We start from the raw sequence: 25,848 nt of genomic DNA, 5'->3' as shown, positions 1-25,848 counted from the left end.
CACCCTGGTCGCCCGGGGCGGCAGACGACACCCCTGTTCACCGACAGCGGATCTGCTCCTGGCAGAACGATCAAGGGCCGGGCCTCGAAGGCCCAGCCCTTGATCACGACAACTGATGGTGGGCGATACTGGGTTTGAACCAGTGACCTCTTCCGTGTCAAGGAAGCGCGCTCCCACTGCGCCAATCGCCCGTGGTCCCCCCGATCCGACAACCAGGATCGTGGGGCGGATCGCGAGCGGACGACGGGATTCGAACCCGCGACCCTCACCTTGGCAAGGTGATGCGCTACCAGCTGCGCTACGTCCGCACGTCCCCGGCAAGCGCCGGCGACGGGTGAACTCTACCCGATGCCAAGATCGCCGAGCGCGGCCCCCTCGGGCATGGGCGATTGCACTGCTGGGCGTCGGGGTACTGATGAACCTCGACAGCGCACCACACCCCCTAAGGAGGCTGTCGTGGGTATCGGCACCAGCATCTTCCTGATCGCGCTCGGCGCGATCCTCACCTTCGCGCTGGACGCGAACATTGGCGGCCTCGACCTCGACGTGGTCGGCTGGATCCTGATGGCGGCCGGGGTGCTCGGCCTGATCATGACCACGCTGATCTGGGGTCGTCGCCGCTCGGCGGTCCCCGCCACCGAACAGCCGGTCGAGTACCGGCGGGTCGAGGAACCGGTGGAGTACCGCCGGGTCGAGGAGCGTCGGGACATCGCCCCGCCGCTGTGACACCGCCACCGGCCGTGGCCGGTGCACCCGCAGGAGCACACGCCCCGGGCCGGCCGCCTCGAACGAGGTGACCGGCCCGTCGCGTCCCCCGCATCAGCGGCACGGCCTGGCGCTGCCAGAGCCCGCGTTAGGATCCGGATCATGGCCTCTCTCGACACCGTGCTGGCCGCACACCGTGCCTACCTGCTGGGCTGGAACGTCGGCGAGCCCAGCGGCCCTGACCTGGTGACCTACCGCAGCGACGTGCCGCACGCCCCCCTCAACGGCGTGCTGCGCGCGACCGGACGTACGCCGCGGGAAGCCCTCGTCGAGGCGCGGCGCCGTCTCGACGGCGTACCCCGGATGTGGTGGGCCGGCCCGGACAGCGACGGCGGCCTCACCGACGGCCTGGTGGCCCTCGGTGCCGTCGAGGTGGCCCAAATGCCGATCATGACGGTGGAGATCGGTGACGCGGCCGATGCTCCGACGCCGGCCGGGCTACAGATCAGTCTGAGCACCGACCTGGACGCGTTCGTCCCGGCCTACGCCCGCGTGTCCGGCATCCCGCCCGACGGCGTGGCGGCGGCGATCGACCGGGAGAAGGCGTTCGCCGGCAACGGCACCGTGCTCAGGTTGGCCGGTCACCTCGACGGCCGGATCGTCGGGACGGCTGTCGCCTGGCTGAGCCACGACCTGCTCACGCTCTACTTCGTCGGCACCCAGCCGGAGCAGCGTCGGCGGGGCATAGGCGCCGCGATGACCAGGGCCGCCCTCGACCTGGCTGGCGACCGGGGCATCCGCACGGTCGCTCTCACGTCGACGCCTGTCGCGGAGCCCGTCTACCACCGCCTCGGCTTCCGCACCGCCGGCACCTTCCGGTTGCTGACGTTCTGAGCCGCACATGCAGAAGGGCTCGCTACCGATTTCGGTAGCGAGCCCTTCTGCATCGTGTGGGCGATACTGGGTTTGAACCAGTGACCTCTTCCGTGTCAAGGAAGCGCGCTCCCACTGCGCCAATCGCCCTAGCTTGTTGCCGAGGTGGGGACGGGATTTGAACCCGCGTACACGGCTTTGCAGGCCGTTGCCTCGCCTCTCGGCCACCCCACCGAGGTTGCCCCCGTCATGCGTGGCGGCAGCTCCGAGCGGACGACGGGATTCGAACCCGCGACCCTCACCTTGGCAAGGTGATGCGCTACCAGCTGCGCTACGTCCGCACGCCCCCCGGCGTTCCCGGGTGACGGATCAGAACTTTAGCCGAGCCGGTGAACGACTGCCAAATCGGGGGTCAAGTCGGCGCGTCCCCTTTCGTGCCGAACGGCAGTCGGCTGACGGCCCCGGGGGGACCGGAACCACGGCCGGCAGGCTTCCTAGGGGGCTGCCCTGGTGCCGCCACCGCCACCGACTGTCACCTTCCGGCGTCGCCCGCTCCCGTCGGGCCGATCGGCCGCCGGCGGACGGTCGGCCCGGCCGGCCGGTGTCGCCAGACCTCGACGAACACCCTCAAAAGAACGACCCGGAACGACATTCGAAAGTGTCCGGCTTCCGACTGCCACACTGCGGATCAAGCGGCGATGGTAACTGTTCGTGTTCGGTTGGATGGGCTACGGTAACGGTCGTGACGAGACGTGCGGCCGAAATTCGCCTGGATGCCCTTCTGCGCACGGCCTGTGACGTGATCGTGGAGCGCGGGCTGGCCAACACCCGAACGGCGGACGTGGCACAGGCCGCCGGGGTCAGCCAAGCACTGGTTTTCTACCACTTCGCCACGAAGGAGCGGCTGCTCGCGCAAGCATTCGCGTACGCGGTCGAGCAGGACCTGGCCCGACTGGACGCGGTCACCCGCTCCTCGGCCCCGCCGCTGACCAAGCTCCGCCGGATCCTCAAGCTCTACACCCCGGCCGGACGGCCGACCTCCTGGTCGATGTGGATCGACGGTTGGTCCGAGTCGCTCCGTACCCCCGAGGTGGAGAAGGCCTCCCGCCGGTTGGACCTGCGCTGGCGGGAGGACCTCGCCGCGGTGATCTCCGCCGGTGTCGCCGACGGCACCTTCCAGTGCGCCGACCCGGACGGGGCCGCCTGGCGGATCAGCGCCGTCATGGACGGCCTCGCCGTCCAGCTCGCCGTGCACGAGCGGGTGATCTCCCGCCGCCAGTTCGGGGAGTGGGTGCGGCTGGTCACCGCCCGGGAGCTGGGTCTGGAGCCGGCCGTCCTGGACTGAGCCGGCACGATCCCCACCTCCGGGCCGGGCAAAACGGCTCGAAGCACCCCCGCCGACCGGAACAATCGGCAGCATGGATCTGCTGGAGGCGTACCGCCGGAGCCTGGCCGAGTTCGTCGACCGGGTGGACCAGGTCGGGCCCAGCCAGTGGTCCGACCCGACCCCCTGCGCGGACTGGGACGTCCGCACGCTTGTCAACCACGTGGTGAGCGAGGACCGGTGGAGCGTCCCCCTGCTCGCCGGCCGCACCATCGACGAGGTCGGCGACCGCTTCGACGGCGACCAGCTCGGCGCCGACCCGGCCACGTCGGCGCGGGAGGCGACCGCGCAGGCCGAGATCGCCGCCACCCATCCCGGCACGATCGACCGCACCGTGCACCTCTCCAGCGGTGCGACCCCGGCCACCGAGTACATCCAGCAGCTCCTCGCCGAGCACCTGGTGCACGGCTGGGACCTGGCGGTGGCGATCGGGGCTGAGCCACGGCTGGAGCCGGACGCGGTGCGGGTGTGCGCCCGGTGGTTCGCCGGCCAGGTCGACACCTATCGGAGCAACAACCTGGTCCACGACGCGGTGCGGCTCTCCGCCGACGCCGACGAGCAGGACCGCCTGCTGGCCGCCTTCGGCCGTGACCCCGACTGGGCCCCGGCCGACTGAACACGCCCCACGCCGGCCCCTGATCCGGTCGCAGCCAGCGGGCCGCCGCCACACCTCAGCCGACAGCAGCCGCCGCGGTATCGACCGCGGCGGCTATTGCACCCTTACCGGACACCACCTCTTCCACCGTGCTGACCTCGCGGAAAGTCGAGCGCAGGGCCTTGCCGCACCTCCTGCCGACTGATATCTACAGATGCGCATGCCTCACCACATGCTGTGCCGGCCGGCGGCCGGCCATCCGCTCCCACGAGGAGGTCCCGTGCCCCGATCCGAGTGGTCACTCCCGACGAGCCGGCGGCGACGCCGGCTCGTCGCCGTCCTGGCGGCGACGGCGACCGCCGCCGCGCTGCTGCCCACCGGCGCGAGCACCGCCGCTCCCACCGGCGGGGCACCGGCCGCCGAGCGCTCCTCCGGGCCGTTCGCCGAGGGCCACCACGAGCCCGCCGACGTCGACAACCGCCCCGGTACGGCGGCACCCGACGCCCGCCAACGCGGCCTGGCCCGCGCCGCAGACCCCGACGTGCGATGGAACCGCCTCGGCACGCCGCACGCCCTCGGCCCCGGCAGCGCCCCACTCGCCACCGGGCTGCCCGCCGACCCGGAGGCCACCGCCCGCGCGTACCTGGCCGCCAACCGCGAACTGTTCGGAATGGACGCCGCCACCGTCGCCGACCTGGACCGGGTGCTGGTCCGGCCCATCGGCACCGGCGCCGTGGTGACCCTCCGGCAGCGCTTCGGCGACCTGCCGGCCGGGCCGGACGGCCTGGTCACCCTCGCGGTCAGAGACGGGTCGGTGCTCTCGGTCAGCTCGTCGCTGGCCCGCGACACGAGCCCGCCCGCGCCGGCCACCCGCACCGCCGAGCAGGCGTACGCCGACGCGCTCGCCGACGCCAAACTGACCCCCGACGCGGTGGCCAGCCACACCGTGCACGAGGTGGCCGTGCCCACCCCGCTGGACGGGCCCCGTGCCGCCTACGAGGTGACACTCATCGGCGCGAACACCGACCACCCTGCCGCGTTCACCACCTATGTGGACGGCATCACCGGGCAGGTGCTGGTCCGTGAGGATCTCGTCGACTACGACTCGGACAACCCGAGCTGGGCGGTCTTCCCGGCCACCCCGCCCCGCAACCTCGGCCCGGGGAAGGACCCCCGGGTGCGCTGGTGCGGCGACCCGACGCCCGGCTGCAAGGCGGCGTGGCGCGACCCGGCCACCGGTCAGCCGTGGGACGTCGACGCGGCCACCGGCACGCCCACCTTCACCTCGCGCGGCAACTCCGCCAACACGGTGCTCTCCTGGGGTGCGGGCACCCCGGCCGTCCCGGCTCCCACCAGCCCCGACCGCCGCTACGAGTACCCGTTCACCGACCAGTGGCACCAGGCGAAGTGCAACCCGGAGGTGTTCACCTCCGCCCAGCGCAACGACGCGGACGCGTCCATCGCCAACCTCTTCGCCATGCACAACCGGATGCACGACTGGTCCTACCAGTTGGGCTTCACCGAGTCGGCGTGGAACCTCCAGGCGGTCAACCTCACCCCGGACGGGCTGGGCGGTGACGCCGAGCAGGGCCGCGCGCAGCAGGGCGCGCTGACCGGCAACCGCAACAACGCCAACCAGAGCACCCCGCGCGACGGGCTGCCGCCAACCACCAACATGTACCTGTGGCAGCCGCAGGCCGGCGGCCCGTACCCGCCGTGCGTGGACGGCGACTACGACATGACGGTGATCGGCCACGAGTACGCCCACGCCATCACCAACCGGATGATCGCCGGCCCGAACAGCGGGATCAGCGGCCACCAGGGCGGCGCCATGGGCGAGTCGTGGGGCGACCTGCTCGCCGCCGAGTACCTGTTCCAGCACGGGCTGCGCGCCCCCGGCGAGACGCCCTTCGTCACCGGCGGCTACGTCACCGGCAACCTGGTGAGCGGCATCCGCAACTACGACCTGAGCCGCAGCCCGCTCAACTACTCCGACATCGGCTACAACACCGGTGGTCCCGCCGTGCACGCCGACGGCGAGATCTGGGGCGCCACCAACTTCCGGGTCCGGTCCGCACTCGTCAAGCGGTACGGCCTCGGCACCCCGAAGCAGCAGTTGGAATGCGCGCAGGGGAAGGTCGCCGCCGACAAGTGCCCGGGCAACCGGCGCTGGTCGCAGCTCGTCTTCGACTCGTTCCTGCTCCAGGCCGTCAGCCAGGTCAGCATGCTCGACATGCGGGACAACATGCTCACCGCCGACCTGCTCCGCTTCGGCGGGGCGAACCAGGACCTGATCTGGGCCGAGTTCGCCCGCTCCGGGATGGGCCGGGACGCCGCCACCAACGGCGCCGCGGACACCGACCCGACGCCGAGCTTCGCCTCCCCGCGCGGCGGCAATGCGACGCTCACCCTGCGCCCGCGCGGGGACAGCGCCGACGCGCCCATCCGGGTGTACGTCGGCGCGTACGAGGCGCGGGCCACGCCCATCGCCGACACCGACCCGGCCACGCCGATCCCGGACACGATCGAGCTGGTGGCCGGCACGTACGACCTGCTCGCCGTCGCGCCCGGCTTCGGGCACCAGCAGCTCAGCGTGGTCGCCAAGGCCGGCAAGAAGGGGCACATCGACCTTCGGATGAGCCGCAATCTCGCGTCCACCGCCTCCGGGGCCACGATCACCGGCGACGGGGTCAACCTGGACCGGATCGGCGACGACACCGAGGCCACGAACTGGGCGTCCCTCGACGGGGTGGCCGGCAAGCAGGTCACCGTGGCGCTGCCCGGCACCGCACCCCAGCTGATCAAGCGGGTGAACGTCAGCGCCATGCTGCGCCCGGCGATCACCGGAGACGCCGACACCGGCGCCCAGAACGCGCTCAGCGCGCTGCGCTCGTTCGCGGTGTCGGCGTGCAACGCGAAGACCACCGACTGCACGGACCCGACGCGCTGGAAGCGCATCTACACCAGTGCCGACGACGCGTTCCCCGGCGGGACGTACCGGGCGTACACCCGGGACATCAACCTCCGGACGTTCGCGGTACCCACCACCCACGCCACGCACCTGCGCCTGGAGGTGCTGGCGAGCCAGTGCACCGGCGGCCCGCACTACGCGGGTGAACAGGACGACGACCCGGCCACGACGACGGACTGCGCGACCGCCAGCCCGGCCCGCGGCCAGGTCAGGATCGCCGAGTTCCAGGCCTTCTCGAAGTGACACCGTCGGGGCCGGCGGATCTCCGCCGGCCCCGACGCCCCCGGGTCAGCGGCGGGCCGGTCGCCAGCGGCCGGTCGGCGGGGGCCGCTCCCAGCGCCGGTCCTCGGACGGGTCCTCGGTCCCGGCCGGCGCGGCCCGGGTGAGGTGGCGCAGCCGCAGCAGCAGGCCCATCCCGAGTGAGAGCAGCAGGGCACCGAGCAGGAAGGCGGCCTGCACCACACCGAACCCGCCGGACTGCGCGACCGGGCGACCCGCGCCGGCCGCCGGTGGCGCGGCGTCGATCGGCTGGTCGGCGACCGGTTCGGTGCTCTCCTCCTCGGCCGGCTCACTCGCCGGTTCGCTGGGCTCCGGCGGCGTCGCGGTGGGCTTCGGCGTACTGGTCGGGGTGCCGCCCGCCCCCACCACCGAACGGGTCGCGGTCTGCCGGGCCAGCAGGCGCAGGTTCGCGTCGTACGCCTCGGCGGCGAGGGTGACGCGGCCCTGGGTGACGTCCTCGGCGAAAGCCACCCGGTAGCGGGCGGTGACCGTTCGGCCCGGGCAGAGCGTGCCCGGGTCGAGCTGCCGGTCGGTCAGCCGGGCCACGTCGCCGTCGGTCCGGATCTCCAGCGGAAAGACTCCGGTCTCCTCCACCCGGTCCATCTTCACCTGATCGAGCCGGATGCCCTGCACGCTCAGCACCATCGACCAGCGCACCTTGACGCAGCCGCCGCGCCGGTCGGTCCGCGAGACCACCGCAGAGAGCGTCCGCACCTGGTCGCCGGCGGTGAACCGGGCCGGCAGCCCACTCAACTCGGTGGCGAACGCCGCCTGCGCCGGAGCGGCCATCGCCAGCTCCACCCCGCTCAGGCAGGCCAGCACCACCCCGATCCGTAGCGCCTTCCGCCACACCGTCACCACCGCCGCCCTCCGTTCGGTTGTCTCCACCACGCAACGCTAGGAGCGCGCCGTCGACCGGGCCAGACGGGTGTGTTCGCACCGGGCGGCAAGGACAGGGCCTGTTATCACCGAGTGTGGTGAACCGGTGACCGGCCCCCGCGACACGCCCGGCGGTTGGTCGCTGGGACAATCGCCAGCGTGTCCGAACTCTCCACCACCTTCGTCCGGCTGCACGCCCGGCTCGCCCCGGTGGCGTTCGTGCCCGAGGTACGGCTGCACCAGGCGGACGAGCCGATCGGCCTCTGGGAGCTGACCGAGGGCGAGTTCAGCACCGACCGGCCGCCGCCGTTCTGGGCCTTCGCCTGGGCCGGCGGCCAGGCGCTCGCCCGCTACGTGACCGACCACCCGGAGCTGGTCGCCGGCCGCCGGGTGCTCGACCTCGCCTCCGGCTCCGGCCTGGTGGCCATCGCCGCCGCCCGGGCCGGCGCGGCGTCCGTGCGGGCCGTCGAGGTCGACGAGTTGGCCGTCGCGGCGGTCGCGCTCAATGCCGAGGCCAACGGGGTACGCGTCGACGCCGAGTTCGGCGACGTCCTCGACGGCGATGCCGGGGACGCCGAGGTTGTGCTCGCCGGCGACGTCTTCTACAGCGAGGCGATGGCCCGTCGGGTGCTGCGGTTCCTGCTGCGCGCGGCCCGTGCCGGCGCCCCGGCGCTGGTCGGCGACCCCGGGCGGGCGTTCCTGCCCCGGGATCGTTTCGACGAGCTGGCGAGCTACGACGTGCCGGTGCCGGAGGCCCTGGAGAGCGTCCGGGTGAAGCGCACCACCGTGTGGCAGTTGCGGGCCGGCCTGCCGGGGGCTGCCGGCTAGCGTGTCGGCGTGCTGTTCCGGAGCTGGGCGTCCGAGGTCGAGGCACCCTGGCCGGACGTGGCCACGGTGACCGACCACGTCGGCGTACCCCATCTGGTCGTGACCCGGCACGCGCTGGTCCGTCAGGTCCTCGCCGACCCGGCGACCTACCGGCCGGACAACGCGCTTGACGCGGTGACCCCGATGCCGGTGACCGCGCTGCGGGTGCTCGCCGGGCACCGGTTCCGGCTGCCGCCGACCCTGGCGAACAACTCCGGCGCCAGCCATCCGCAGATCCGGGCGATCGTCGCCGACGCGCTGCACCCCGCCCGGGTCGCCGCGCAACGCCCGTGGCTCACCGCGCTGGTCCGCGACCGGGTCGCCCGGCTGACCGCCACGCTGGACGCCGGGCAGCCGGTCGACCTGTACGCGGACCTCGCCGCCGACCTGCCGCTGCTGGTCCTGGCCCGGCTGGTCGAGCTGCCGGACGCGCCGGTCGGCGCGGTCAAGGAGTTCGCCCGCGCGGCGCTGGAGCTGTTCTGGGCGCCGCTGGACGGCGAGCGGCAGTTGGCGCTCACCGCCGAGGTGGGCCGGTTCCACGGCGTGCTGCGGGACTTCGCCACCACCGGCGGCGGCCTGGCCGCCGAACTGCGCGCGGCCGGGCACCCACCCGACGTGGTCGTCGGCGCGCTCTTCTTCCTGCTGGTCGCCGGCCAGGAGACCACCTCGCAGTTCCTCACCCTGCTGCTGCACCGGCTGGCCGGTGAGCCCGCCGTGCGGGCCGGCCTGCGCACCGGCGAGGTCGCCGTGGCCGACGTGGTGGAGGAGGGCCTGCGGCTGGAGCCACCGATCGTGACCTGGCGCCGCGTGGCGTCGACGGACAGCACGCTGGGCGGGCACCACGTGCCGGCGGGCACCAGCCTCGTGCTGTGGCTGGCCCGCGCCGGCCGGGACCCGGCGGTCGTCGAGACGCCCGACGAGTTCCGCCCGGGCCAACGCGGGTCGCGCCGGCACCTGGCGTTCGGGGCGGGAGCGCACCGCTGCGTCGGCGACGTGCTGGCCCGGATGGAGGCGGCCGTCGTGGTGGCCGAGGCCGCGCCACTGCTGGACGGGGTGACCGTGGTCCGCCCACCCTGGTGCCCGGACAATCTGACCTTCCGGATGCCGGACGCCTTCGTCGTCCAGCGCTCTTCGGGGACCACCGGGCGGACCGCCTCCTGATCAACTCGGTAGGTTTCCGGGCGTGTCAGCGACCCCTGCTCGTCGGATCCTCGCCGTCGTACCGCTTCTGGCCCTGCTGGTGCTGAGTGCCTGCACAGGCAGCCCGGCGTCGCACGCCGCCCGACGGACCACCACGGATCAGCCGACCCCGTCCGCCCCGCTCCCCACGCCGTCGGCCTCGCCGTCCGCGAAGCCCACCCCCGGAAGCCTGGCCTGGTACGTGTCCCAGGTGCCGACCTTTCCCGAGGCGCCGCTGCCGCAACCGGTGCAGCTTCCCGCGACCGACACGGCACCGTTCTGGCACCGCGTGCCGACCGAGCAGAAGGTCGCCTTCATCACCATCGACGACGGCGGGTTGGCCCGCCCGCCCGAGGTGATCGACTTCATCTGGGAGGCGCGGATCCCGGTCACGATGTTCCTGAACTCACCGGCGGCGCAGGAGCACACCGACTACTTCCGGCAGATCGAGGCGGTGGGCGGGATGATCGAGAACCACACCATCACGCATACCTCGCTGGCCGGCCGGTCGTACGCCTACCAGAAGCAGGAGATCTGCGGTGCGGCGGACAATCTGGAGGCGCTGTTCGGCAAGCGACCGACCCTGTTCCGCCCCCCGTTCGGCGAGCACGACAGCAGCACCCTGAAGGCCGCGCACGACTGTGGCGCGAAGGCGGTCTTCCACTGGACCGAGACCGTCCACGAGGGGAAGGTGCGCTACCAGACCCCGGAGAAGGTGGTCCAACCCGGCGATGTGCTGCTCATGCACTTCCGGCCGGCGCTCATGGACGACCTCCTCGCGGCGCTGAAGGCGATCCACCGGGCCGGGCTCACACCGGCACTGTTGACGCAGTACGTACGGTGACCGAGCCGCCGCCGGCATGACCAAAGTCAGGGTCGGGTGGTGCCGTTCGGGCGCGGTGCGGCAGCCGGCCGGCCGCCTAGCGTCAGCGCATGATCACATTACGTGGGTTGACGAAACGGTTCGGGGAGACCACCGCGGTCGACGCCCTGACCGTCGACATCGCGCCCGGCCGGGTCACCGGCTTCCTCGGCCCCAACGGCGCCGGCAAGTCCACCACCATGCGGATGGTCCTCGGCCTGGACCGGCCCACCGCCGGGCAGGCGCTGGTCGCCGGCCGGTCGTACCGGGAGCTGCGCCGACCGCTGCACGAGGTGGGCGCGCTGCTCGACGCTCGAGCCATCCACCCCGCCCGGTCCGGTCGGGCGCACCTGCTCGCCATGGCCCGCAGCAACGGCATCCCGGCCCACCGGGTGGACGAGGTGCTGGACACCGTCGGGCTGGACGGGCGCTCCGCCGGCAAACCGGGCCGGACCCTCTCCCTCGGTATGGGTCAGCGGCTCGGCATCGCTGGCGCGCTGCTCGGCGACCCGCCGGTGCTGATGTTCGACGAGCCGGTCAACGGCCTCGACCCGGACGGGGTGCGCTGGGTCCGGCAGCTCATGCGTTCGCTGGCCGACGAGGGACGTACGGTCTTCGTCTCCAGCCACCTGATGAGCGAGATGCAGCTCACCGCCGACCAGCTCGTGGTGATCGGCCGGGGACGGCTGCTCGCCGACGCCCCGATCGGTGACGTGATCGCCGGCAGCGCGGTCGCCGTCCGGGTCCGCAGCCCGCATCCCGACGGGCTGGCCACCCTCTCCGCGCGTCTCACCGCGACCGGCGCCACCGTCGAGCCGGCCGGCACCGACGAGCTGACCGTCACCGGGGCCACCGTGGACCGCGTCGGTGACCTGGCGTACGAGCTGGGGGTGCGGTTGCACGAGCTGAGCTCGCACGGCGCGTCGCTGGAGCAGGCGTTCATGGAGTTGACCGCCGACAGCGTCGAGTACGCCGGCGGCCGGACCGGAGGTGGAGCACGATGAGCACGAACACCGTCGCGGGTGCCCGCCCCGCCGCGTCACAGGCTGCTCCGGCCGCGTTCGGCGGTGCGGTGGCCGCCGAGTGGACCAAGTTGTTCTCGGTCCGCAGCACCTGGTGGACGATGCTGGCCGGGCTGCTGCTGATGGCCGCGAGCGCCCTCCAACTGGCCATCTACGCGGCCAACGACAACACCAACGACGACCCGCTCGACGACCGGGGAATCGTCACCGCCGGCAGCGTGGTGATCGGTTCCGTCGAGCTGACCCAGTACGCGGTGCTGGCGCTGGGCCTGCTGGCGATCACCACGGAGTTCACCAGCGGCACCATCCGGAGCACCCTGCAGTGCACCCCGGCACGGGGTCGCGTACTGCTGGCCAAGGCCGTGGTGGCCGGGACGGTCACCTTCGCCCTCGGGCTGTTGCTCGGCGGCGTCGGCGCACTTGTCGCGCGGCCGACGCTGGGCGAGTGGGGCAGCGCCCCGGTCGCCGAGACGATCGGCGACATCGTGGCGGTGGCGACCTACCTGGCGCTGGTCGGCGTGCTCGCGCTGGGCCTCGGCGCGGCACTGCGCAGCGCGGTGCTCACGATCACCGTGCTGTTCGCCACCCTGATGATCGTGCCGCTGTCGCTCCAGGAGCCGGACATCGCCGCGCTGAACCGGGTCGCCGACGTCTTCCCCGGCGTGGCCGGCGGGCACTTCCTGGCCGGCGACACCGAGCCCTACCCGGGCGCGGTCGGGCTGCTGCTGCTCGCCGGGTGGGCCGGCGCAGCACTGCTGCTGGGCCGGGCCGCGCTGCGCCGCCGCGACGCCTGACCGGTGAGCGGGGGCCGACCCGGCCCCCGCTCACCCGTCGACCAGCCCCGCCTCGTAGGCGATGATCGCCGCCTGCACCCGGTTGCGCACGTCCAGCCGGGTGAAGATGCTGGTCAGGTAGCTCTTCACGGTCCCCTCCACCAGATGCAGCCGGCGGGCGATCTCCGCGTTGGACAGCCCCGCCCCGACCAGGGCCAGCACCTCACGCTCCCGCTCGGTCAGCCCGGCGGTCCGGTCCCGCGCGGCGGGCCGGCGGGCCAACCGCCCGGCACCCAGCTCGATCACCCGTCGGGCCACCCGAGGCGACAGGTACGCACCGCCGTCAGCGACCGCGTGCACCCCGGCGAGCAGCTCACGCGGGTCGCCGGCCTTGAGCAGGAACCCGCTCGCGCCGTGCCCCAGCGCACGGGCCACATGGTCGTCCTCACCGAAGGTGGTCAGCATGATCGTCGCCGTGGCCGGTGCCAGCCGGTGGATCTCGGCGGCGGCGGCCAACCCGTCCAGCCGGGGCATCCGGATGTCCAGCAACGCCACCCGGGGTCGGTGCGCCCGGACCAACTCCACCGCCGCCCGCCCGTCGCCGGCCTCGGCGACCACCTCGATGCCCGGGTCGGCGGCGAGAATGGCCCGCACACCGGCCCGGATCATCGCCTCGTCGTCGGCGAGGACCACCCGCACTGGCGTCGCCCCGACCGTGTCGGTGTTCACTGCGCGATCCGCTCCTTGCTGGCCAGTCGGCCGTCGGCGAAACACAGCCGCCACGTCGGCTCGGCGAGGGGAAAGTTGCCGTCGGTGTAGTACTCGCAGCCCGGCTCCGAGGCACCGAGCGGCGGGGTGAGCTGCCGGCGGGGCAACCCGGGCAGGTCGGCGCGTACCGTTCCGGGCCGCATCCGGTCGTACGTCGGCTCGTCCAGCACCGTCCCGGCCGTGGCGAACGGGTAGTAGACCAGCGACAGGACCAGCGCGAGACCGGCCGGCGCGGCGAGCGCGGTCAACAGGCTCCGCCGGACCCGACGCCGGGCCTCGCGCAGCCGCCGCTCGGCATCGGCCGGCCGCTCGAACCCACCGCCGGCGGAGCCGTCATCGCCGAACGCCCCGTCGATGAGCGGACCGTCGGTCACCGCGCCCGGCTCGACGGGACCGGCCGGCCACCCGCTGACGGGAACACCGGCAACCGGGTCGACGGGCAGCCGCGCCCGCACCGCGAAGCCGCCGTCCGGACACGGCGCCGCGGCCAGGACACCGCCGGCCAGCCGTACCCGCTCGGCGAGGGCGAGGAGGCCGCTACCCGAGGACGCCAGTCGGGGCAGTGGACCGGCCGGCGGCGGCCCGTTGCGCACCCGCACCTCGATCCCGTCCCCATCGAGGGCGATGGTGACGGCGACCGGGGCGCCCGGGGCGTACCGCGCCGCGTTCGTCAGCGCCTCCCGGACCACCCGGTGGGCGGCGGGCCCGGTCATCCCGGGCAACTCGACGACGCCCGGCGGGGCGTCCAGCTCGACCGCCATCCCCGCCTCCCGGGCACCGGCCACCAGGTCCGCGACGGTCTCCCCCACCGGCCGCACACCGGCGAAGCCGTCCTCTTCCCGCAGCACCCCGATGATGTCGTGCAGGCGTTCGGTCGCCGCCGCGACGCTGGCCCGCAGCTCGCCCACCGCCGCCCGGTGCCCGGGGGCCAGATCGCTGGCCAGCTCCAACGCGGCCGACCGCAGGGCGATCAGGCTCAGATCGTGGCCGAGCGAGTCGTGCATCTCCTCGGCGATGCGTGCCCGCTCGCGCAGCCGGATCCGCTCGGCCGCGCCCCGCCGCTCGCGCGCCAGCGCCTCGACGTGCCGGCGACCGGCATCGGCCAACTCCTGCTGCTGCCGGCGGTACCGGCCCACCAGCCACGGAAACACCCCGGCGAACAGCAACACCGAGGCCAGCAGGAACCAGGTCGCCGCACCGGTGTCGAGCAACCCCAGGTTGAGCACGGTGCCACCCACCGCGATCACGCTGAACAGCACCGCCGCCGGTGCCGCGCCCCCGCTCCGCCGCCCGGTCAGATAACTGAACACCGGGATCGCGAACACGAAATTGCCGTCGACCAGCGAACCGAGCACCACCAGCAGCAGCCCCACCAGCGGCCAACGCCGCGCCGACGCCACCGCCACCGCCAGCACCGCCAACGAGCCGAGCAGCAGCACCGCGCCGAAACGCGGGTCCGGTGGAGTCAGCCTGGCAACCACGATCGGAGCGGCCACCACCATCCAGAGCAGCACGTCCACCAGCGGACGCCGCCACCGGTACGCCCACGACGGCGCACCGGCCACCAACCGGCCCAGGATCCCCACGGCGGCCAGGCTACCCACGCCCGACCAGCGCGGACACCGACTAAAGTCAGGTGTTCAGCTGCTCTCCTCGGCCCACACCCGCCAGTCGTCGAGCACCCCGTGCAGGGCCGGAGTGAGCCAGCCCGGAGCCGACCGCCGGAACACGCCCGGATCCATCGCGCCGGCACCGTCGGGCACCGCGCCCAACAGATTCGGAACCAGGTCGGTGAGGTTCGTCCAGTGCACCAGCTCCGGCGACGACGGCCAGGCGCCGATCACCACACCAGCCGGCACCGCCCGCCGGTCCAACGCCTCCATCGTCAGGGCGGTGTGGTTGAGAGTGCCCAAACCGGCACGGGCCACCACCACCGCCGGGGCACCGAGCGACACCGCCAGGTCAGCCATCGTCCACGGCTCCCCCGACGGGCGCAGACCCATCGGCACCAGCAGGCCACCAGCCCCCTCGACCAGCACCAGGTCGTGCTTGTCCGCCTCGTCCCGGACGGCATCCACCGCCGCGTACAACTCCAGCGGCGGCAGGTCCGCCACCCGGGCGGCAGCCAACGGGGCGAGCGGATCCGGAAAACTCGCCAGGGTGCGGCCGGTCAGCGGGGCCGCCAACCGGTTGACCACGTCCACGTCACCCGGCTCCCCGCCGGCCGTACCCGTCTGACCCGGCTTGACCACCGCCACCCGCAGCCCGGCGGCCTGCGCGGCCGCAGCGATCGCCGCGGTCACCACGGTCTTGCCCACCTCGGTGTCGGTGCCGGTAACCAGGACCGGCCCCTCCCACGCGCTCACCGCGCGGCCCTTGCTCGCGACTGCGGGGCTCGCAAACCCGGCTCACTCCTCGCGCTCACGGTGTCACCTCGGTTCGCGACTGCGGGGCTCGCAAACCCGGCTCACTCCTCGCGCTCACGGTGCGCAGTCCACGATGACACCCAGCGCCCGCTCGAAATCCGCCCGGGGCACCCCGGCGCCGACGGTCAGCCGTAGCCGGGAGCGGCTGTCCGGGGTGGACGGCGGCCGGAAACAGCCCACCGCGACACCCCGGTCGCGGCAGTCGGCGGCCCAGGCGGTCGCCGCCTCCGGGCCGGGGGCGGTCACCGAGATCACCGCCGCGTCCGGCGTGGAGACGGTCAGCCCGGCGGCGCGCAACCGGCCGACCGCCAGCGCCACCCGGTCGGCCAACTCGGCCCGCAGGTCGTCGCCGTCGCGGGCCAGCCGCAGCGCCGCGTGCACACCGGCGGCGACCGCCGGCGGCAGCGCGGTGTCGAAGATGAAGGTACGGCCGGTCTCGACCAGGTGCCGGACGAACTCGGCCGGCCCGGCGACCACCCCGCCCGCGCCGCCGAGCGCCTTGGACAGGGTGGCGGTGACCACCACGTCCGGCTCCCCGGTCAACCCGGCGGCGGCGACCGCACCGGCCCCGGACGGCCCGGTCACGCCGAGCGCGTGCGCGTCGTCGACCAGCAGCAACGCGCCGTAGCGACGGGCCACCGCGTGCAGGTCGGCCAGCGGGGCGAGGTCACCGTCGACCGAGAAGACCGACTCGGTGACCACCACCGCCGGGCGGCCCGGCGCCACGGCGAGGGCGGCGGCGACCGCCGTCACGTCGGCGTGCGCGGTGACCACCGTCTCCGCGCCGGAGATCCGGCAGCCGTCGATCAGCGACGCGTGGTTGTGCGCGTCGGACACGAGCAGCGTGCGAGGTTGGACGAGGGCCCGCAGCGCACCGAGGTTGGCCAGGTATCCGGAGGAGAAGACGAGAGCCCGGTCGGTGCCCAACCACCGCGCCAGCTCGTCCTCCAACGCCTCGTGCGCATCGGTGGACCCGCGGACCAGACGCGACCCGGTCGCCCCCAGCCCGTACGCCGACAAAGCCGCCGTGGCGGCGGCGGTGACCTCCGGGTGGGTGGCCAGGCCGAGGTAGTCGTTGCCGGCGAGGTCGGTCATCCCGTCGTCGGCGGGGCGCGGATGCAGTCGCCGGGTCAGGCCGGCCTTGGCCCGCAACTCCGCGCGGCGGTCGAGCGCCGCCAGCCAGTCCGCCACCGTCACCCCTTCACTGCCGTCCGCGCCGAGACCCGCCGGGCGAAATTACCACCCGCCACCGCCAAACCGACGGCTCCGCCCGGCGCGGCCACCCGCCGAGCGGACACTGCCGCCGAACGATCAACCGGCCGGCGGGCCATTCCGGCTGACCGGGGCGCCTTGTAGGGTACGAGCCATGCCAGAGATCCTCGACCAGGCCCGTACCCAGGTCCTGGGTGACGGCGTCGGTCTTGACGAGGCCGGCGTCCTCGCCGTGCTGAACCTGCCCGACGAGCACCTGCCCGCCGCCCTCCAGCTCGCCCACGAGGTGCGGATGCGCTGGTGCGGCCCGGAGGTCGAGGTCGAGGGCATCGTCTCGCTGAAGACCGGCGGCTGCCCGGAAGACTGCCACTTCTGCTCCCAGTCCGGCCTGTTCACCTCCCCGGTGCGCTCGGTCCTGCTGGACATCCCGTCGCTGGTCGAGGCCGCGAAGCAGACCGCGAAGACCGGTGCGACGGAGTTTTGCATCGTGGCCGCGGTGCGTGGCCCGGACGCCCGGCTGATGAAGCAGATGCGCGAGGGCGTCGCCGCCATCAAGGCCGAGGTCGACATCCAGGTCGCCGCGTCGCTGGGCATGCTCTCCCAGGAGCAGGTCGACGACCTGGTCGACATGGGCGTGCACCGCTACAACCACAACCTGGAGACCTGCCGGTCCTACTTCCCGAACGTGGTCACCACGCACTCGTGGGAGGAGCGCTGGGAGACGCTGCGGATGGTCCGGGAATCCGGCATGGAGGTGTGCTGCGGCGGCATCCTCGGCCTCGGCGAGACGGTCGAGCAGCGGGCGGAGTTCGCCGCGCAGCTCGCCGAGCTCGACCCGCACGAGGTGCCGCTGAACTTCCTCAACCCCCGCCCCGGCACTCCGCTCGGTGACCGCGCGGTGGTCGAGGGCAAGGACGCGCTGCGGGCCATCGCCGCGTTCCGGCTGGCCATGCCCCGCACCATCCTGCGGTACGCGGGCGGCCGAGAGATCACCCTCGGTGACCTTGGCACGCGTGCCGGGCTGCTCGGCGGCATCAACGCGGTGATCGTCGGCAACTACCTGACCACGCTGGGTCGGCCGGCGAACGCCGACCTGGAGCTGCTCGACGAGCTGAAGATGCCGGTGAAGGCGCTGTCGGCGACCCTGTAGAGACGATCCGTGAGGACGACGTGACCCAGCTTGTCGAGACCGTACCGGCGCAGCGCTGGTGCGACAGGTGTGGCGAGGACGCGGCGGCTGGTGGGCACGAGCCGTGCGCGGCGGCCCGGGCGCTGGAGCCGCCGCGCTACTGCGCGCACTGCCGCCGCCGGATGAAGGTGCAGGTGCTGCCGGTCGGTTGGTCGGCGGTCTGCGTCGAGCACGGCGAGATCCGGGGCTGACGCGTGCTGCGGGGGCGGGCGGTGACGTTGCGGCCGGTGACCGACGACGACGTGTCGGCCCTCGCGGCGATCCGGGCCGATCCGGAGGTACGCCGGTGGTGGCGCGGCGGTGACGACCTGGCCGACTCCGTCCGCGCCGACCTGGCCGACGACGAGCTGACGCTGTACGCCATCGAGCACGACGGCCGGGTGATCGGCGCGATCCAGTGGTACGCCGAATCCGACCCGGACTACCGGCACGCCAGCATGGACATCTTCCTCGACCCGGCGGTGCGCGGCGCGGGGCTCGGCGTGGACGCCATCCGCACCCTGGCCCGGCACCTGATCGACGAGTACGGCCACCACCGGTTCACCATCGACCCGGCGGCGGCGAACAGCGCGGCGATCCGGGCGTACGCCAAGGCCGGTTTCCGCCCGGTGGGGGTGTTGCGCCGGCACGAGCGGGGCGAGGACGGTCGCTGGCACGACGGCCTGCTGATGGACCTGCTCGCCGACGACCTCGTGGAGTGAGCCGGCGGGTCAGCCGTCCCAGCACAGGTGCCCGTCCGGGAGCCGGCGGGCACCCTCGGCGGGTTGGTGGGTGCTGAGCCGCCCGTCCGGCAGCAGGTGTGCCACCGGCGTCCCGTGGCCGAGCGCCGCGACGTCGGCGATCAGCCGGCGGTGGCAGCGCCACCAGAGGCTCTCGCTGCACATCACCGCGGTGGTCCGCCGGGTCGCGTCGGCCAGCACCTCGGTCAGTGCCACGTCGAACTCCGGTGTGCGGGTGTACGCGGCGTACGCCCGGAACGCCGCGACCTTCCACCAGGTGTCCGGCTCGGGCTCTCCGGCCGGGACGTGCCGGCGTCCGCCCAGACGCGGCTCCCAGCGGTACTCGATCCCGTACTCGGGCAGCCACCGCTCCAACTCCTCGCGCCGGACGTCCGGGTTGGTGCGGCTGGCGGGGTAGCGCCGTACGTCCACGAGCAGGGCCACCCCGGACCCGGTCAGCAACTCCCCCAGCCGCACCCGGTCGGCTGTGCCGTGCCCGACGGTCAGCAACTCCCCCACAACGCTGAGATGCCCGAAATCCCGGCGGGTTATCCCTGGTCGGCGCGGCGAGATCTTGGACAGTTACCGTTCCGCGCGCGAACGGTAACTGTCCAAGATCTTCAGCTCAGGCGATCGTGCAGGGGGTGTTGTTGAGGGTGAAGGCCGTCGGTTTCGGGTTGCTGCCGTTGTGGTTGCCGTTGAAGCCGAAGCTCACCGACGCTCCGGGGGCGAGCGTGCCGTTGTAAGAGAGGTTCGTCGCGGTGACCGCCGCTCCGCTCTGGCTGACCGTCGCCGACCAGCCCTGGCTGACGGTCTGCCCACCGGGGAAGCTGAACCGCAGCGTCCAGCCGTTGATCGCGGTGGTGCCGGTGTTCGTGATCGACACCGTGGCGGTGAAGCCGGTGTTCCAGTCGTTGGTGGCGTACCCCACGGTGCAGGTGCCGCCGACCGGCGGGGGCGCGGTGGTCACCGCGACCGGCGCGGACGCCGCGGAGGTGTTGCCGGCCGCATCGACGGCCACCACGTAGAACTGGTACGCCGTCGAGGCGGTCAGGCCGGTCACCGCCGCCGTGGTGCCGGTCGGTGAGCCGACCAGCGTGTCGGTGGCGCCGGCCTCGCGGTAGACCCGGTACCCGGTGACGCCCACGTTGTCGGTCGACGCCGCCCACGTCAGGGTGAGCCCGGTGGCGGTGACCGCCGAGGCGACCGGGGTGCCGGGCGCGGTGGGCGCGGTGGTGTCCGGTGCCGGTCCGGCCGGCGTGGCGACGCTGACGGCGGCCGACGACGCGGACCGGTTGCCGGCGCCGTCGAGGGCCCGCACGGTGAACTGGTACGTCCGCTCCGGCAGCAGCCCGGTCACCGCGAGCGTGTTCGTGGTGGCGGTACGCAGCACCAGCGCGTCGCTGCCCGTCTGCGACTGGGTGATCTCGTAGCCGGCCAGGCCGCTGCCGCCCGTGTCGGTGGACGCGGCCCAGGTCAGCGTGAGCCCGCTCGACGTGACGGCGGACGCGACGGGCGTGCCGGGCACGCTCGGCGCGGTCGTGTCCGGTACGACAGGTCCCGGCTCGTCGCCCCACACCCGGGTGGTGCCGGAGTAGAGCGGCACCTTCCGGTTCGGCCCGGCGGTGGTCTGGTACGACGGGTCGTTGGTCGGGTCCCAGGTGCCGCCCTCGGGCACGCCGATCTTGAACTGGACCTCCATCCGGTGCTGGGACTGCCCGGCCGGTGCGATGGTGTGCCCGGTGCAGTCCACCTCGACGTACCAGATGTCGCCGCTGAACTGCTTTGCGGTGGTCGGCGACGGGCAGCCCTGCGTGTAGCCGGCGGTGACCTGCACCGGACCGGTGCCGTCGGGCCGGAAGTAGTACCGGAACTTCCCGTCGGTGAGCGCGCGGGCCGGGAACGCCGACTTGTTGTAGACCATCACCTTGAGGCCGGTGGCGCGGGGCTCGGCCTGCATGACAGTGGTCTCCACGGTCAGCTGGTCGATGTCCGGCGTCTCGGCGACCGGGAAGTTGGCCAGGGGTGTGCCGCCGTACTCGGAGGTCAGCCGGACCAGCGCGGACGTGAAGCCGGCGTTGTAGTCGGTGGCCACCTCGTTCATCACGTAGTCCGACCGGCTGTCGCTGTACGCGTCGTTGGGCGAGGACGGGCCGCCGACCAGCGCGCCGTAGAGGGTGTGCCGGGTCTCGACGGGCACGGTCTGGCTGTCCCACCAGGAGCCGTGCGCGGTGCGGTGGTGCGGGTTGCGCGGTGAGTTGGCGCCGAACCCGATGACGTAACTGGAGCTGCGCGGGTTGTCGCCGAGCGCGTAGTTGATCTGCCGGACGGCGAAGTCGTGGTAGCGCGCCTTGCGGGTGGTGTCGGTGGTCTTGTCGCTGTAGACGAGCGCGGCGAAGGACGTGTTGGCGGCGTAGCGCAGCGCGCCCCAGGAGTCGAGCACGGCCATCCCGCCCGGCGAGTACGGCACGCGCTGGCCGTTCACCCCGACGGTCCAGTAGTCCAGCCAGCGGTTGGCGTCGTCGACGTACTTCTGCTTGCCGGTCAGGTTGGCCAGCAGCACGTACGCGCCGAACTGCTTGTTGTCCCAGGCGATTGTCCACTTGTAGGAGCGGGTGGTGGTCTGGTTCTCGGTGCCGAGCTTGTCGTACTCACTCTCGGCCTTGGCCAGGTAGCTGGCCTCGCCGGTGGCCCGGTGCAGCCAGATCGCGGCCCAGACCAGCTCGTCCTGCCAGCCGCTCCACGAGCGGTAGAAGCTTGTCGCGTCGGTGATGCACTCGTGGTAGGACTTCCGCACCGTGTCGGCGAAGGTGTAGAGCTGCCGGGCGTGCGTGAGCAGCCGGTCGGCGTAGGTCGCGTCGGTGGGCCGGAACACCATCGAGGAGGCGGCCATCGCGGCCGCCGTCTCCCCCGCCAGGTCCGCGCCGCCACAGCTCGCATCGATTTTGTACGCGGGCCGCGCCATCTGCATCACCTCGGCCGGGCCCCACCACTTGTGGTCGTCGTCGCCCTTGCCGACCTGCCCGTAGAGGACGTTGGCCGACGGATGTGCCTTGATGAAGTAGTCGTTGACGAAGCGCAGGTTGTTGAGCAGGTGCGGCAGTTGCCCGGAGGCGGTGTAGCCGCTGCGGTACTCCACCGCGCCCCAGGCGAGCATCGTGGCGCTGAACGCCATCGGGAAGCCGAACTTGACGTGGTCGCCGGCGTCGTACCAGCCGCCGGTGAGGTCCAGCCCAGCGTCGGCGCCGTCGGTGAGCGCGCTGTCGCCGCGCCAGGAGACCCGGTTCCAGTCCGGCAGCCGACCCGACTGCTGTGCCTCGTAGAACAGCAGGGACTTCTGCAACGCCTCGGCGTAGTTGAACGCCGGCGCGGCGGACGCCGGCCCGGACGGTGGCGCGGCGACCGCGAGGGACAGCCCGGTGAGCAGGGCGACACCGGCGGCCAGCAACCGCCGGGGCCAGGGCTGGTCGGCGACCGCCGACCGGCCGGGGTGGCCGGTGGACGGCCGGGTCAGGTGGCGCATGGCAGCTCCTGTCGGAGGCGCCGCCGGTGGTCGCACCAACGCGGGACGGCGTGGGGGCGGCACGGCCACCGGCGACAGCGGGGTTGCGGTGTGACCACGGGACGGTCGTGGAAGCGCTCCCATGGATAAGCGACAATGTAATGCGCGCATCGTCGGTTGGGAAGCCGGCCCGAATTTCGTACCCACGAGTAATCGGAGGCAGTCACCCTGGGCCATCTCACACCATCGACGCAACTCGATTGATGGTTGAACATACCCGCAGCTCCGGAGCCATCCGTCCACCTCGATGACACCGGCGGGCGGACGCGCCGGCCTCCTACCAGACAAACGTACTGTTGCTGACCCGCTACCCGGCGCGAGACAGTACCGATCATCAGCGGTGCCGTCGACGCCGCCGCTCCCCGGCCAAACCCTGAGGAGAACGCGATGGCACTACGACTCGCCGAGGGCACCGCCTGGTCCGACGTCCTCGCCCAGGCGGTGGCCGCCACTCCGGAGGCGTTCGGCGCCGACGTGGACGGCGTCACCACACTGCGCAACCTGATCGAAGGCGACTGGCGGGCGGTCGGCCAACCCGCCCCCGTCCGCACCCCGGTGGACAACACCGTCATCATCAACCTGCCCCGGCTCGACGCCGACAGCGCCTGCGCCGCCGTCGCGCACGCCGCGGGCGCCCACCGCGCCTGGGCCGCGACCCCCCTGGCCGACCGCAAGGCACGCGTCGCCGACGCGCTGGAGGCCCTCACCGCACACCGCGACCTGCTCGCCCTCCTGCTGGTCTGGGAGATCGGCAAGCCGTGGCGGCTGGCCTGCGCCGACGTCGACCGGGCACTCGACGGCGTCCGCTGGTACGCGGGCGAGATCGACCGGATGCTCGCCGACGGCCGCGAGCCGCTGCCCGGCCCGGTCAGCAACATCGCCTCCTGGAACTACCCGATGAGCGTCCTGGTGCACGCCGAGTTGGTGCAGCTGCTGGCCGGCAACGCCGTCATCGCCAAGACCCCGTCCCAGGGCGGCGCGGTCTGCCTGACCGTCGCGCACGCGCTGATGCGCCGGGCCGGGCTGCCCGCCACCCTCGTCTCCGGCGGCGGCGAGGAGCTGTCCGAAGTGCTGGTCCGCGCACCCAAGATCGGCGCGGTGGCGTTCGTCGGCGGGCGCTCCAACGGTGGCAAGGTGGCCGCCGCGCTGCTCGACAGCGACAAGCGGCACTTCATCGAGCAGGAGGGCCTCAACGCCTGGGGCATCTGGAACTTCTCGCAGTGGGACCTGCTCGCCACGCACCTCAAGAAGGGCTTCGAGTACGGCAAGCAGCGCTGCACCGCGTACCCCCGCTTCGTGGTCCAGCGCGACCTGGTCGACGAGTTCCTCGACATGTACCTGCCGGTGGTGCGCTCGGTCCGCTTCGGGCATCCCCTCGCGGTCGAGGAGACCTGGGCCGCTGGTGACCCGCTGCCCGAGCTGGACTTCGGGCCGCTGATCAGCGCCGCCAAGGCCGACGAGCTGCACCGCAAGGTCGAGGAGGCGGTACGCGGCGGGGCGGTGCCGCTGCACCGGGGCAAGCTGACCGGCGCGCCGTTCCTACCCGGTCAGGACACCTCCGCGTACGTCGCGCCGTCGGTGCTGCTCGCCCCGCCCGGCCGGTCCCGGCTGATGCACGCCGAACCGTTCGGGCCGGTCGACACGATCGTCGTGGTCGACACCACCGACGAGCTGCTGGCCGCGATGAACGCCTCCAACGGCGCGCTTGTCGCGTCGCTGGCCTGCGACGACACCGACGAGGCCGGCAAGCTCGCCGTGGACCTCCAGGCGTTCAAGGTGGGCATCAACAAGCCGCGCTCGCGAGGCGACCGGGACGAGCCGTTCGGCGGGCGGGGCGCCTCGTGGAAGGGCGCGTTCGTCGGTGGCGACCTGCTGGTGCAGGCGGTCACCGTGGGCGGCGACAGCCGGCTCTACGGCAACTTCCCCGACTACAACAGCTACCCCGCCACCTGATCGAGGCGTGCGGGAAGGGCCCTCTGTTGGCACGGCAGGGGGCCCTCTCGACGTCGTACCGGCGGCGTACCGTCGAGTGATGGTGATGATCGCGCAGCTCTCGCTGGGAGTGTCCGATGCGGAGCGGGCCGGAGCTTTCTGGGCCGCCGCCCTCGGCTACCGCCGCCGCCCGCCCCGCCACCCCGGCGACGAGTGGATCGTGCTGGAGCCGCCGCCCGGGACACCCGGCGCGCCCATCGCGATGGACCTCAGCGAGAGCCCGGTCGAGGAGTTCCCCCGCGTCCACTTCGACCTGGACGCCGGTGAGCGCAGCCTCGACGAGGAGGTCGAGCGGCTGCTCGCCCTCGGTGCCCAGCCGGTCGACTGGCGGCACTACCCGACGGACCCACTGCCGACGGAGCCGCCGTACGTGGTGCTCGCCGACCCGGAGGGCAACCGGTTCTGCGTCTCGGGCCGCCGAGAACCGCCCCGGCCTTGACCAGGGCTCCTGCTACGCCCCAGGCGTCAGGAAGGTGCCCGTCCTCTGCACCGGCACGGCGAGTGGCACGGTGAGGGTGACCAGCGCGCCGTCGCGCTCGACCGTGCTGGACCGGCCCAGTCGGTGCAGCGTCCGCAGCATCGGGGTGTTCTCGGCCTGGATGTGCAGCACCAGCGCCGCGTACCCGGCCCGGTCGGCGTGCTGCACCAGCCGACGCAGCAGCGCCGAACCGAGCCCTCGCCGCTGCCAGTCGTCACGCACCAGCAGGGCCACCTCGGCCTCGTCGCCCTCGCCGAGCAGGTTGGCCATCGCGACCACCGAGTCCGCCGCACCGTCGGAGGCCGCGCTCGTGGCGACCAGTGTCACCCCCCGACTCGGCTCCAACAGTCGGCGCAGCCGGGCCGGTTGGGGCAGCGACGCCCCGCCCAGGTAGCGCCGCTGCCGGCTCCGCGGGGAACAGCCCTCGTGCAGCTCCAGCACACCCGACAGGTCATCCGCGGTCGCTGGGCGGACGGCCACCTCGGCCCCGTCCGGCAGGACCAGGGTGACCTGTTCGGCGGCCCGGCGCGCCACGGTGGCGGCCAACTCGACCAGCGCCTGCGCGCGGGCGTACTCCGCCGGTGTGAAGGCGGGCGCGGCCCGCCGCAGCGCGAACGAGCCGCCCGCCGGATCGGCCAGCAGCATGCCCGCGCCGGTGATCCCCCGGTCGATCCCGGCCGACGCCGGCCGCCAACTGACCGAGTCGGCCCCGAGCAGGGTCCGCAGCGCCTCGCCCGTCGCGTCCGGGTCACGGACCAGCCGGGTGGCCAGCCCGAGCACCCGGGTGGGCTGGTCGGCCAGGCCACGCGCCTCGCTGCGCGCCACCCAGCAGTCCCGGCCCCGACCCCGCTCGACGGCGGCGATCAGCCCTGCCTCGTCGAGCGTGTCCGGGGCATCGACCAGGAAATCGTCCACCGCACCGTGTTCGGTGGGTTGGACCTGCACAGTGAGGATGTTGACCCCACGCAGCGCCAGGCTCGCCGTGAGAACCGACAGGTAACCCGGTCGGTCGTCCACGGTGGCTCGGATCCGCCACAACGTCATGGTTGGCTCCCTTCCCCACCTCAGAGCCTCGCCCCCGGCTGTTGCCGCCCGATTGCCCGGCGGTGTCAG

At 73.0% G+C, this 25,848-nt stretch carries 23 protein-coding genes and 5 tRNA genes; 15 read left to right on the top strand and 13 right to left on the bottom strand.

Annotated elements, in window-relative coordinates; all coding sequences use genetic code 11:
* Window positions 1-116 precede the first annotated feature (116 nt).
* A tRNA-Val gene (locus ABZ808_RS13520) sits at window positions 117-191 on the bottom strand.
* A 44-nt stretch (window positions 192-235) separates the two neighbouring features.
* Window positions 236-308: transfer RNA gene (locus ABZ808_RS13515), tRNA-Gly, on the bottom strand.
* Between the two features lie 148 nt (window positions 309-456).
* On the opposite strand from ABZ808_RS13515, the gene ABZ808_RS13510 reads away from it, so the two are divergent.
* Both ABZ808_RS13510 and ABZ808_RS13505 read left to right on the top strand, forming a co-directional pair.
* Window positions 457-726, top strand: a complete 270-nt coding sequence (locus ABZ808_RS13510; protein ID WP_357005104.1) for a DUF6458 family protein — start codon at window positions 457-459, stop codon at window positions 724-726.
* A gap of 141 nt (window positions 727-867) precedes the next feature.
* Window positions 868-1,599 (top strand): GNAT family N-acetyltransferase, encoded by a 732-nt coding sequence (locus tag ABZ808_RS13505; protein WP_357005100.1) that lies wholly within the window; start codon window positions 868-870, stop codon window positions 1,597-1,599.
* Window positions 1,600-1,656: 57 nt separating this feature from the next.
* Here ABZ808_RS13505 and ABZ808_RS13500 read toward each other — a convergent pair.
* From ABZ808_RS13500 to ABZ808_RS13490, 3 genes are all read right to left on the bottom strand, one after another.
* Window positions 1,657-1,728: transfer RNA gene (locus ABZ808_RS13500), tRNA-Val, on the bottom strand.
* A gap of 13 nt (window positions 1,729-1,741) precedes the next feature.
* A tRNA-Cys gene (locus ABZ808_RS13495) sits at window positions 1,742-1,812 on the bottom strand.
* Between the two features lie 34 nt (window positions 1,813-1,846).
* Window positions 1,847-1,919: transfer RNA gene (locus ABZ808_RS13490), tRNA-Gly, on the bottom strand.
* A gap of 401 nt (window positions 1,920-2,320) precedes the next feature.
* On the opposite strand from ABZ808_RS13490, the gene ABZ808_RS13485 reads away from it, so the two are divergent.
* The 3 genes from ABZ808_RS13485 to ABZ808_RS13475 all read left to right on the top strand — a co-directional run bounded on the left by ABZ808_RS13485 (window position 2,321) and on the right by ABZ808_RS13475 (window position 6,771).
* Window positions 2,321-2,923: a TetR/AcrR family transcriptional regulator gene (locus tag ABZ808_RS13485; protein ID WP_357005097.1), complete on the top strand. Its 603-nt coding sequence runs from the start codon at window positions 2,321-2,323 to the stop codon at window positions 2,921-2,923.
* A gap of 73 nt (window positions 2,924-2,996) precedes the next feature.
* Window positions 2,997-3,578, top strand: a complete 582-nt coding sequence (locus tag ABZ808_RS13480; RefSeq protein WP_357005094.1) for a TIGR03086 family metal-binding protein — start codon at window positions 2,997-2,999, stop codon at window positions 3,576-3,578.
* Window positions 3,579-3,837: 259 nt separating this feature from the next.
* Window positions 3,838-6,771 carry a M36 family metallopeptidase gene (locus ABZ808_RS13475; protein ID WP_357005091.1) on the top strand — a complete coding sequence of 978 codons (2,934 nt, stop codon included), beginning with the start codon at window positions 3,838-3,840 and terminating at the stop codon, window positions 6,769-6,771.
* A 45-nt stretch (window positions 6,772-6,816) separates the two neighbouring features.
* Here the strand turns inward: ABZ808_RS13475 and ABZ808_RS13470 are convergent, their stop codons facing one another.
* The gene (locus ABZ808_RS13470; protein WP_357005088.1) at window positions 6,817-7,695 is read right to left on the bottom strand and encodes a hypothetical protein; all 879 of its coding nucleotides are present in this window, start codon (window positions 7,693-7,695) and stop codon (window positions 6,817-6,819) included.
* Between the two features lie 150 nt (window positions 7,696-7,845).
* Here ABZ808_RS13470 and ABZ808_RS13465 point away from each other — a divergent pair, with 150 nt between their 5' ends.
* From ABZ808_RS13465 to ABZ808_RS13445, 5 genes are all read left to right on the top strand, one after another.
* Window positions 7,846-8,514: a 50S ribosomal protein L11 methyltransferase gene (locus ABZ808_RS13465; RefSeq protein WP_357005087.1), complete on the top strand. Its 669-nt coding sequence runs from the start codon at window positions 7,846-7,848 to the stop codon at window positions 8,512-8,514.
* A gap of 57 nt (window positions 8,515-8,571) precedes the next feature.
* The gene (locus ABZ808_RS13460; protein WP_357006742.1) at window positions 8,572-9,714 is read left to right on the top strand and encodes a cytochrome P450; all 1,143 of its coding nucleotides are present in this window, start codon (window positions 8,572-8,574) and stop codon (window positions 9,712-9,714) included.
* A gap of 22 nt (window positions 9,715-9,736) precedes the next feature.
* On the top strand, window positions 9,737-10,576 hold the full coding sequence (locus ABZ808_RS13455) for a polysaccharide deacetylase family protein (RefSeq protein ID WP_357005085.1): 840 nt from the start codon (window positions 9,737-9,739) through the stop codon (window positions 10,574-10,576).
* Between the two features lie 89 nt (window positions 10,577-10,665).
* Window positions 10,666-11,598, top strand: coding sequence for an ATP-binding cassette domain-containing protein (locus tag ABZ808_RS13450; protein WP_357005082.1), 933 nt, complete (start codon window positions 10,666-10,668; stop codon window positions 11,596-11,598).
* Complete coding sequence (locus ABZ808_RS13445; RefSeq protein WP_357005079.1) at window positions 11,595-12,410, top strand: ABC transporter permease; 816 nt, start codon at window positions 11,595-11,597, stop codon at window positions 12,408-12,410. The genes ABZ808_RS13450 and ABZ808_RS13445 overlap by 4 nt, the downstream gene beginning before the upstream one ends.
* A 30-nt stretch (window positions 12,411-12,440) precedes the next feature.
* On the opposite strand, the gene ABZ808_RS13440 is transcribed toward ABZ808_RS13445, so the two are convergent.
* The 4 genes from ABZ808_RS13440 to ABZ808_RS13425 form a co-directional block, all read right to left on the bottom strand.
* Window positions 12,441-13,118, bottom strand: coding sequence for a response regulator transcription factor (locus tag ABZ808_RS13440; RefSeq protein ID WP_357005076.1), 678 nt, complete (start codon window positions 13,116-13,118; stop codon window positions 12,441-12,443).
* Window positions 13,115-14,743 (bottom strand): histidine kinase, encoded by a 1,629-nt coding sequence (locus ABZ808_RS13435; RefSeq protein WP_357005072.1) that lies wholly within the window; start codon window positions 14,741-14,743, stop codon window positions 13,115-13,117. The genes ABZ808_RS13440 and ABZ808_RS13435 overlap by 4 nt, the downstream gene beginning before the upstream one ends.
* Before the next feature lie 54 nt (window positions 14,744-14,797).
* A complete protein-coding gene (gene bioD, locus ABZ808_RS13430) occupies window positions 14,798-15,523 on the bottom strand; it encodes a dethiobiotin synthase (RefSeq protein WP_357005069.1) in 726 nt (241 codons plus the stop codon).
* 114 nt (window positions 15,524-15,637) lie between these two features.
* Entirely contained in the window at window positions 15,638-16,774 is a 1,137-nt protein-coding gene (locus tag ABZ808_RS13425; protein ID WP_357005066.1) for an 8-amino-7-oxononanoate synthase, read from the bottom strand.
* 175 nt (window positions 16,775-16,949) lie between these two features.
* On the opposite strand from ABZ808_RS13425, the gene bioB reads away from it, so the two are divergent.
* Genes bioB through ABZ808_RS13410 form a run of 3 tightly spaced genes read left to right on the top strand, consistent with a single transcriptional unit; the run spans window position 16,950 to window position 18,685 of the window.
* Window positions 16,950-17,945, top strand: coding sequence for a biotin synthase BioB (gene bioB / locus ABZ808_RS13420; protein ID WP_357005062.1), 996 nt, complete (start codon window positions 16,950-16,952; stop codon window positions 17,943-17,945).
* Window positions 17,946-17,965: 20 nt separating this feature from the next.
* A complete protein-coding gene (locus ABZ808_RS13415) occupies window positions 17,966-18,175 on the top strand; it encodes a hypothetical protein (RefSeq protein ID WP_357005059.1) in 210 nt (69 codons plus the stop codon).
* Between the two features lie 3 nt (window positions 18,176-18,178).
* On the top strand, window positions 18,179-18,685 hold the full coding sequence (locus ABZ808_RS13410; RefSeq protein ID WP_357005055.1) for a GNAT family protein: 507 nt from the start codon (window positions 18,179-18,181) through the stop codon (window positions 18,683-18,685).
* Between the two features lie 9 nt (window positions 18,686-18,694).
* On the opposite strand, the gene ABZ808_RS13405 is transcribed toward ABZ808_RS13410, so the two are convergent.
* Together ABZ808_RS13405 and ABZ808_RS13400 are read right to left on the bottom strand one after the other, a co-directional pair.
* Window positions 18,695-19,222: a DUF488 domain-containing protein gene (locus tag ABZ808_RS13405; protein ID WP_357005051.1), complete on the bottom strand. Its 528-nt coding sequence runs from the start codon at window positions 19,220-19,222 to the stop codon at window positions 18,695-18,697.
* Window positions 19,223-19,328: 106 nt separating this feature from the next.
* The gene (locus tag ABZ808_RS13400; protein WP_357005048.1) at window positions 19,329-22,226 is read right to left on the bottom strand and encodes a glycoside hydrolase family 9 protein; all 2,898 of its coding nucleotides are present in this window, start codon (window positions 22,224-22,226) and stop codon (window positions 19,329-19,331) included.
* A gap of 426 nt (window positions 22,227-22,652) precedes the next feature.
* Between ABZ808_RS13400 and ABZ808_RS13395 the strand changes: the two genes are divergently transcribed.
* The gene (locus ABZ808_RS13395) at window positions 22,653-24,218 is read left to right on the top strand and encodes an aldehyde dehydrogenase family protein (RefSeq protein WP_357005045.1); all 1,566 of its coding nucleotides are present in this window, start codon (window positions 22,653-22,655) and stop codon (window positions 24,216-24,218) included.
* A gap of 79 nt (window positions 24,219-24,297) precedes the next feature.
* Complete coding sequence (locus tag ABZ808_RS13390) at window positions 24,298-24,696, top strand: VOC family protein (RefSeq protein ID WP_357005042.1); 399 nt, start codon at window positions 24,298-24,300, stop codon at window positions 24,694-24,696.
* A gap of 12 nt (window positions 24,697-24,708) precedes the next feature.
* Here ABZ808_RS13390 and ABZ808_RS13385 read toward each other — a convergent pair whose 3' ends face one another.
* Complete coding sequence (locus ABZ808_RS13385) at window positions 24,709-25,779, bottom strand: GNAT family N-acetyltransferase (RefSeq protein ID WP_357005039.1); 1,071 nt, start codon at window positions 25,777-25,779, stop codon at window positions 24,709-24,711.
* Window positions 25,780-25,848: the final 69 nt, after the last annotated feature.

Origin of the sequence: Micromonospora sp. NPDC047527 (genome assembly GCF_040643015.1) — a bacterium.
Classification (GTDB): Bacteria; Actinomycetota; Actinomycetes; order Mycobacteriales; family Micromonosporaceae; genus Micromonospora.
This window is presented reverse-complemented; position numbering and strand designations above follow the sequence as displayed.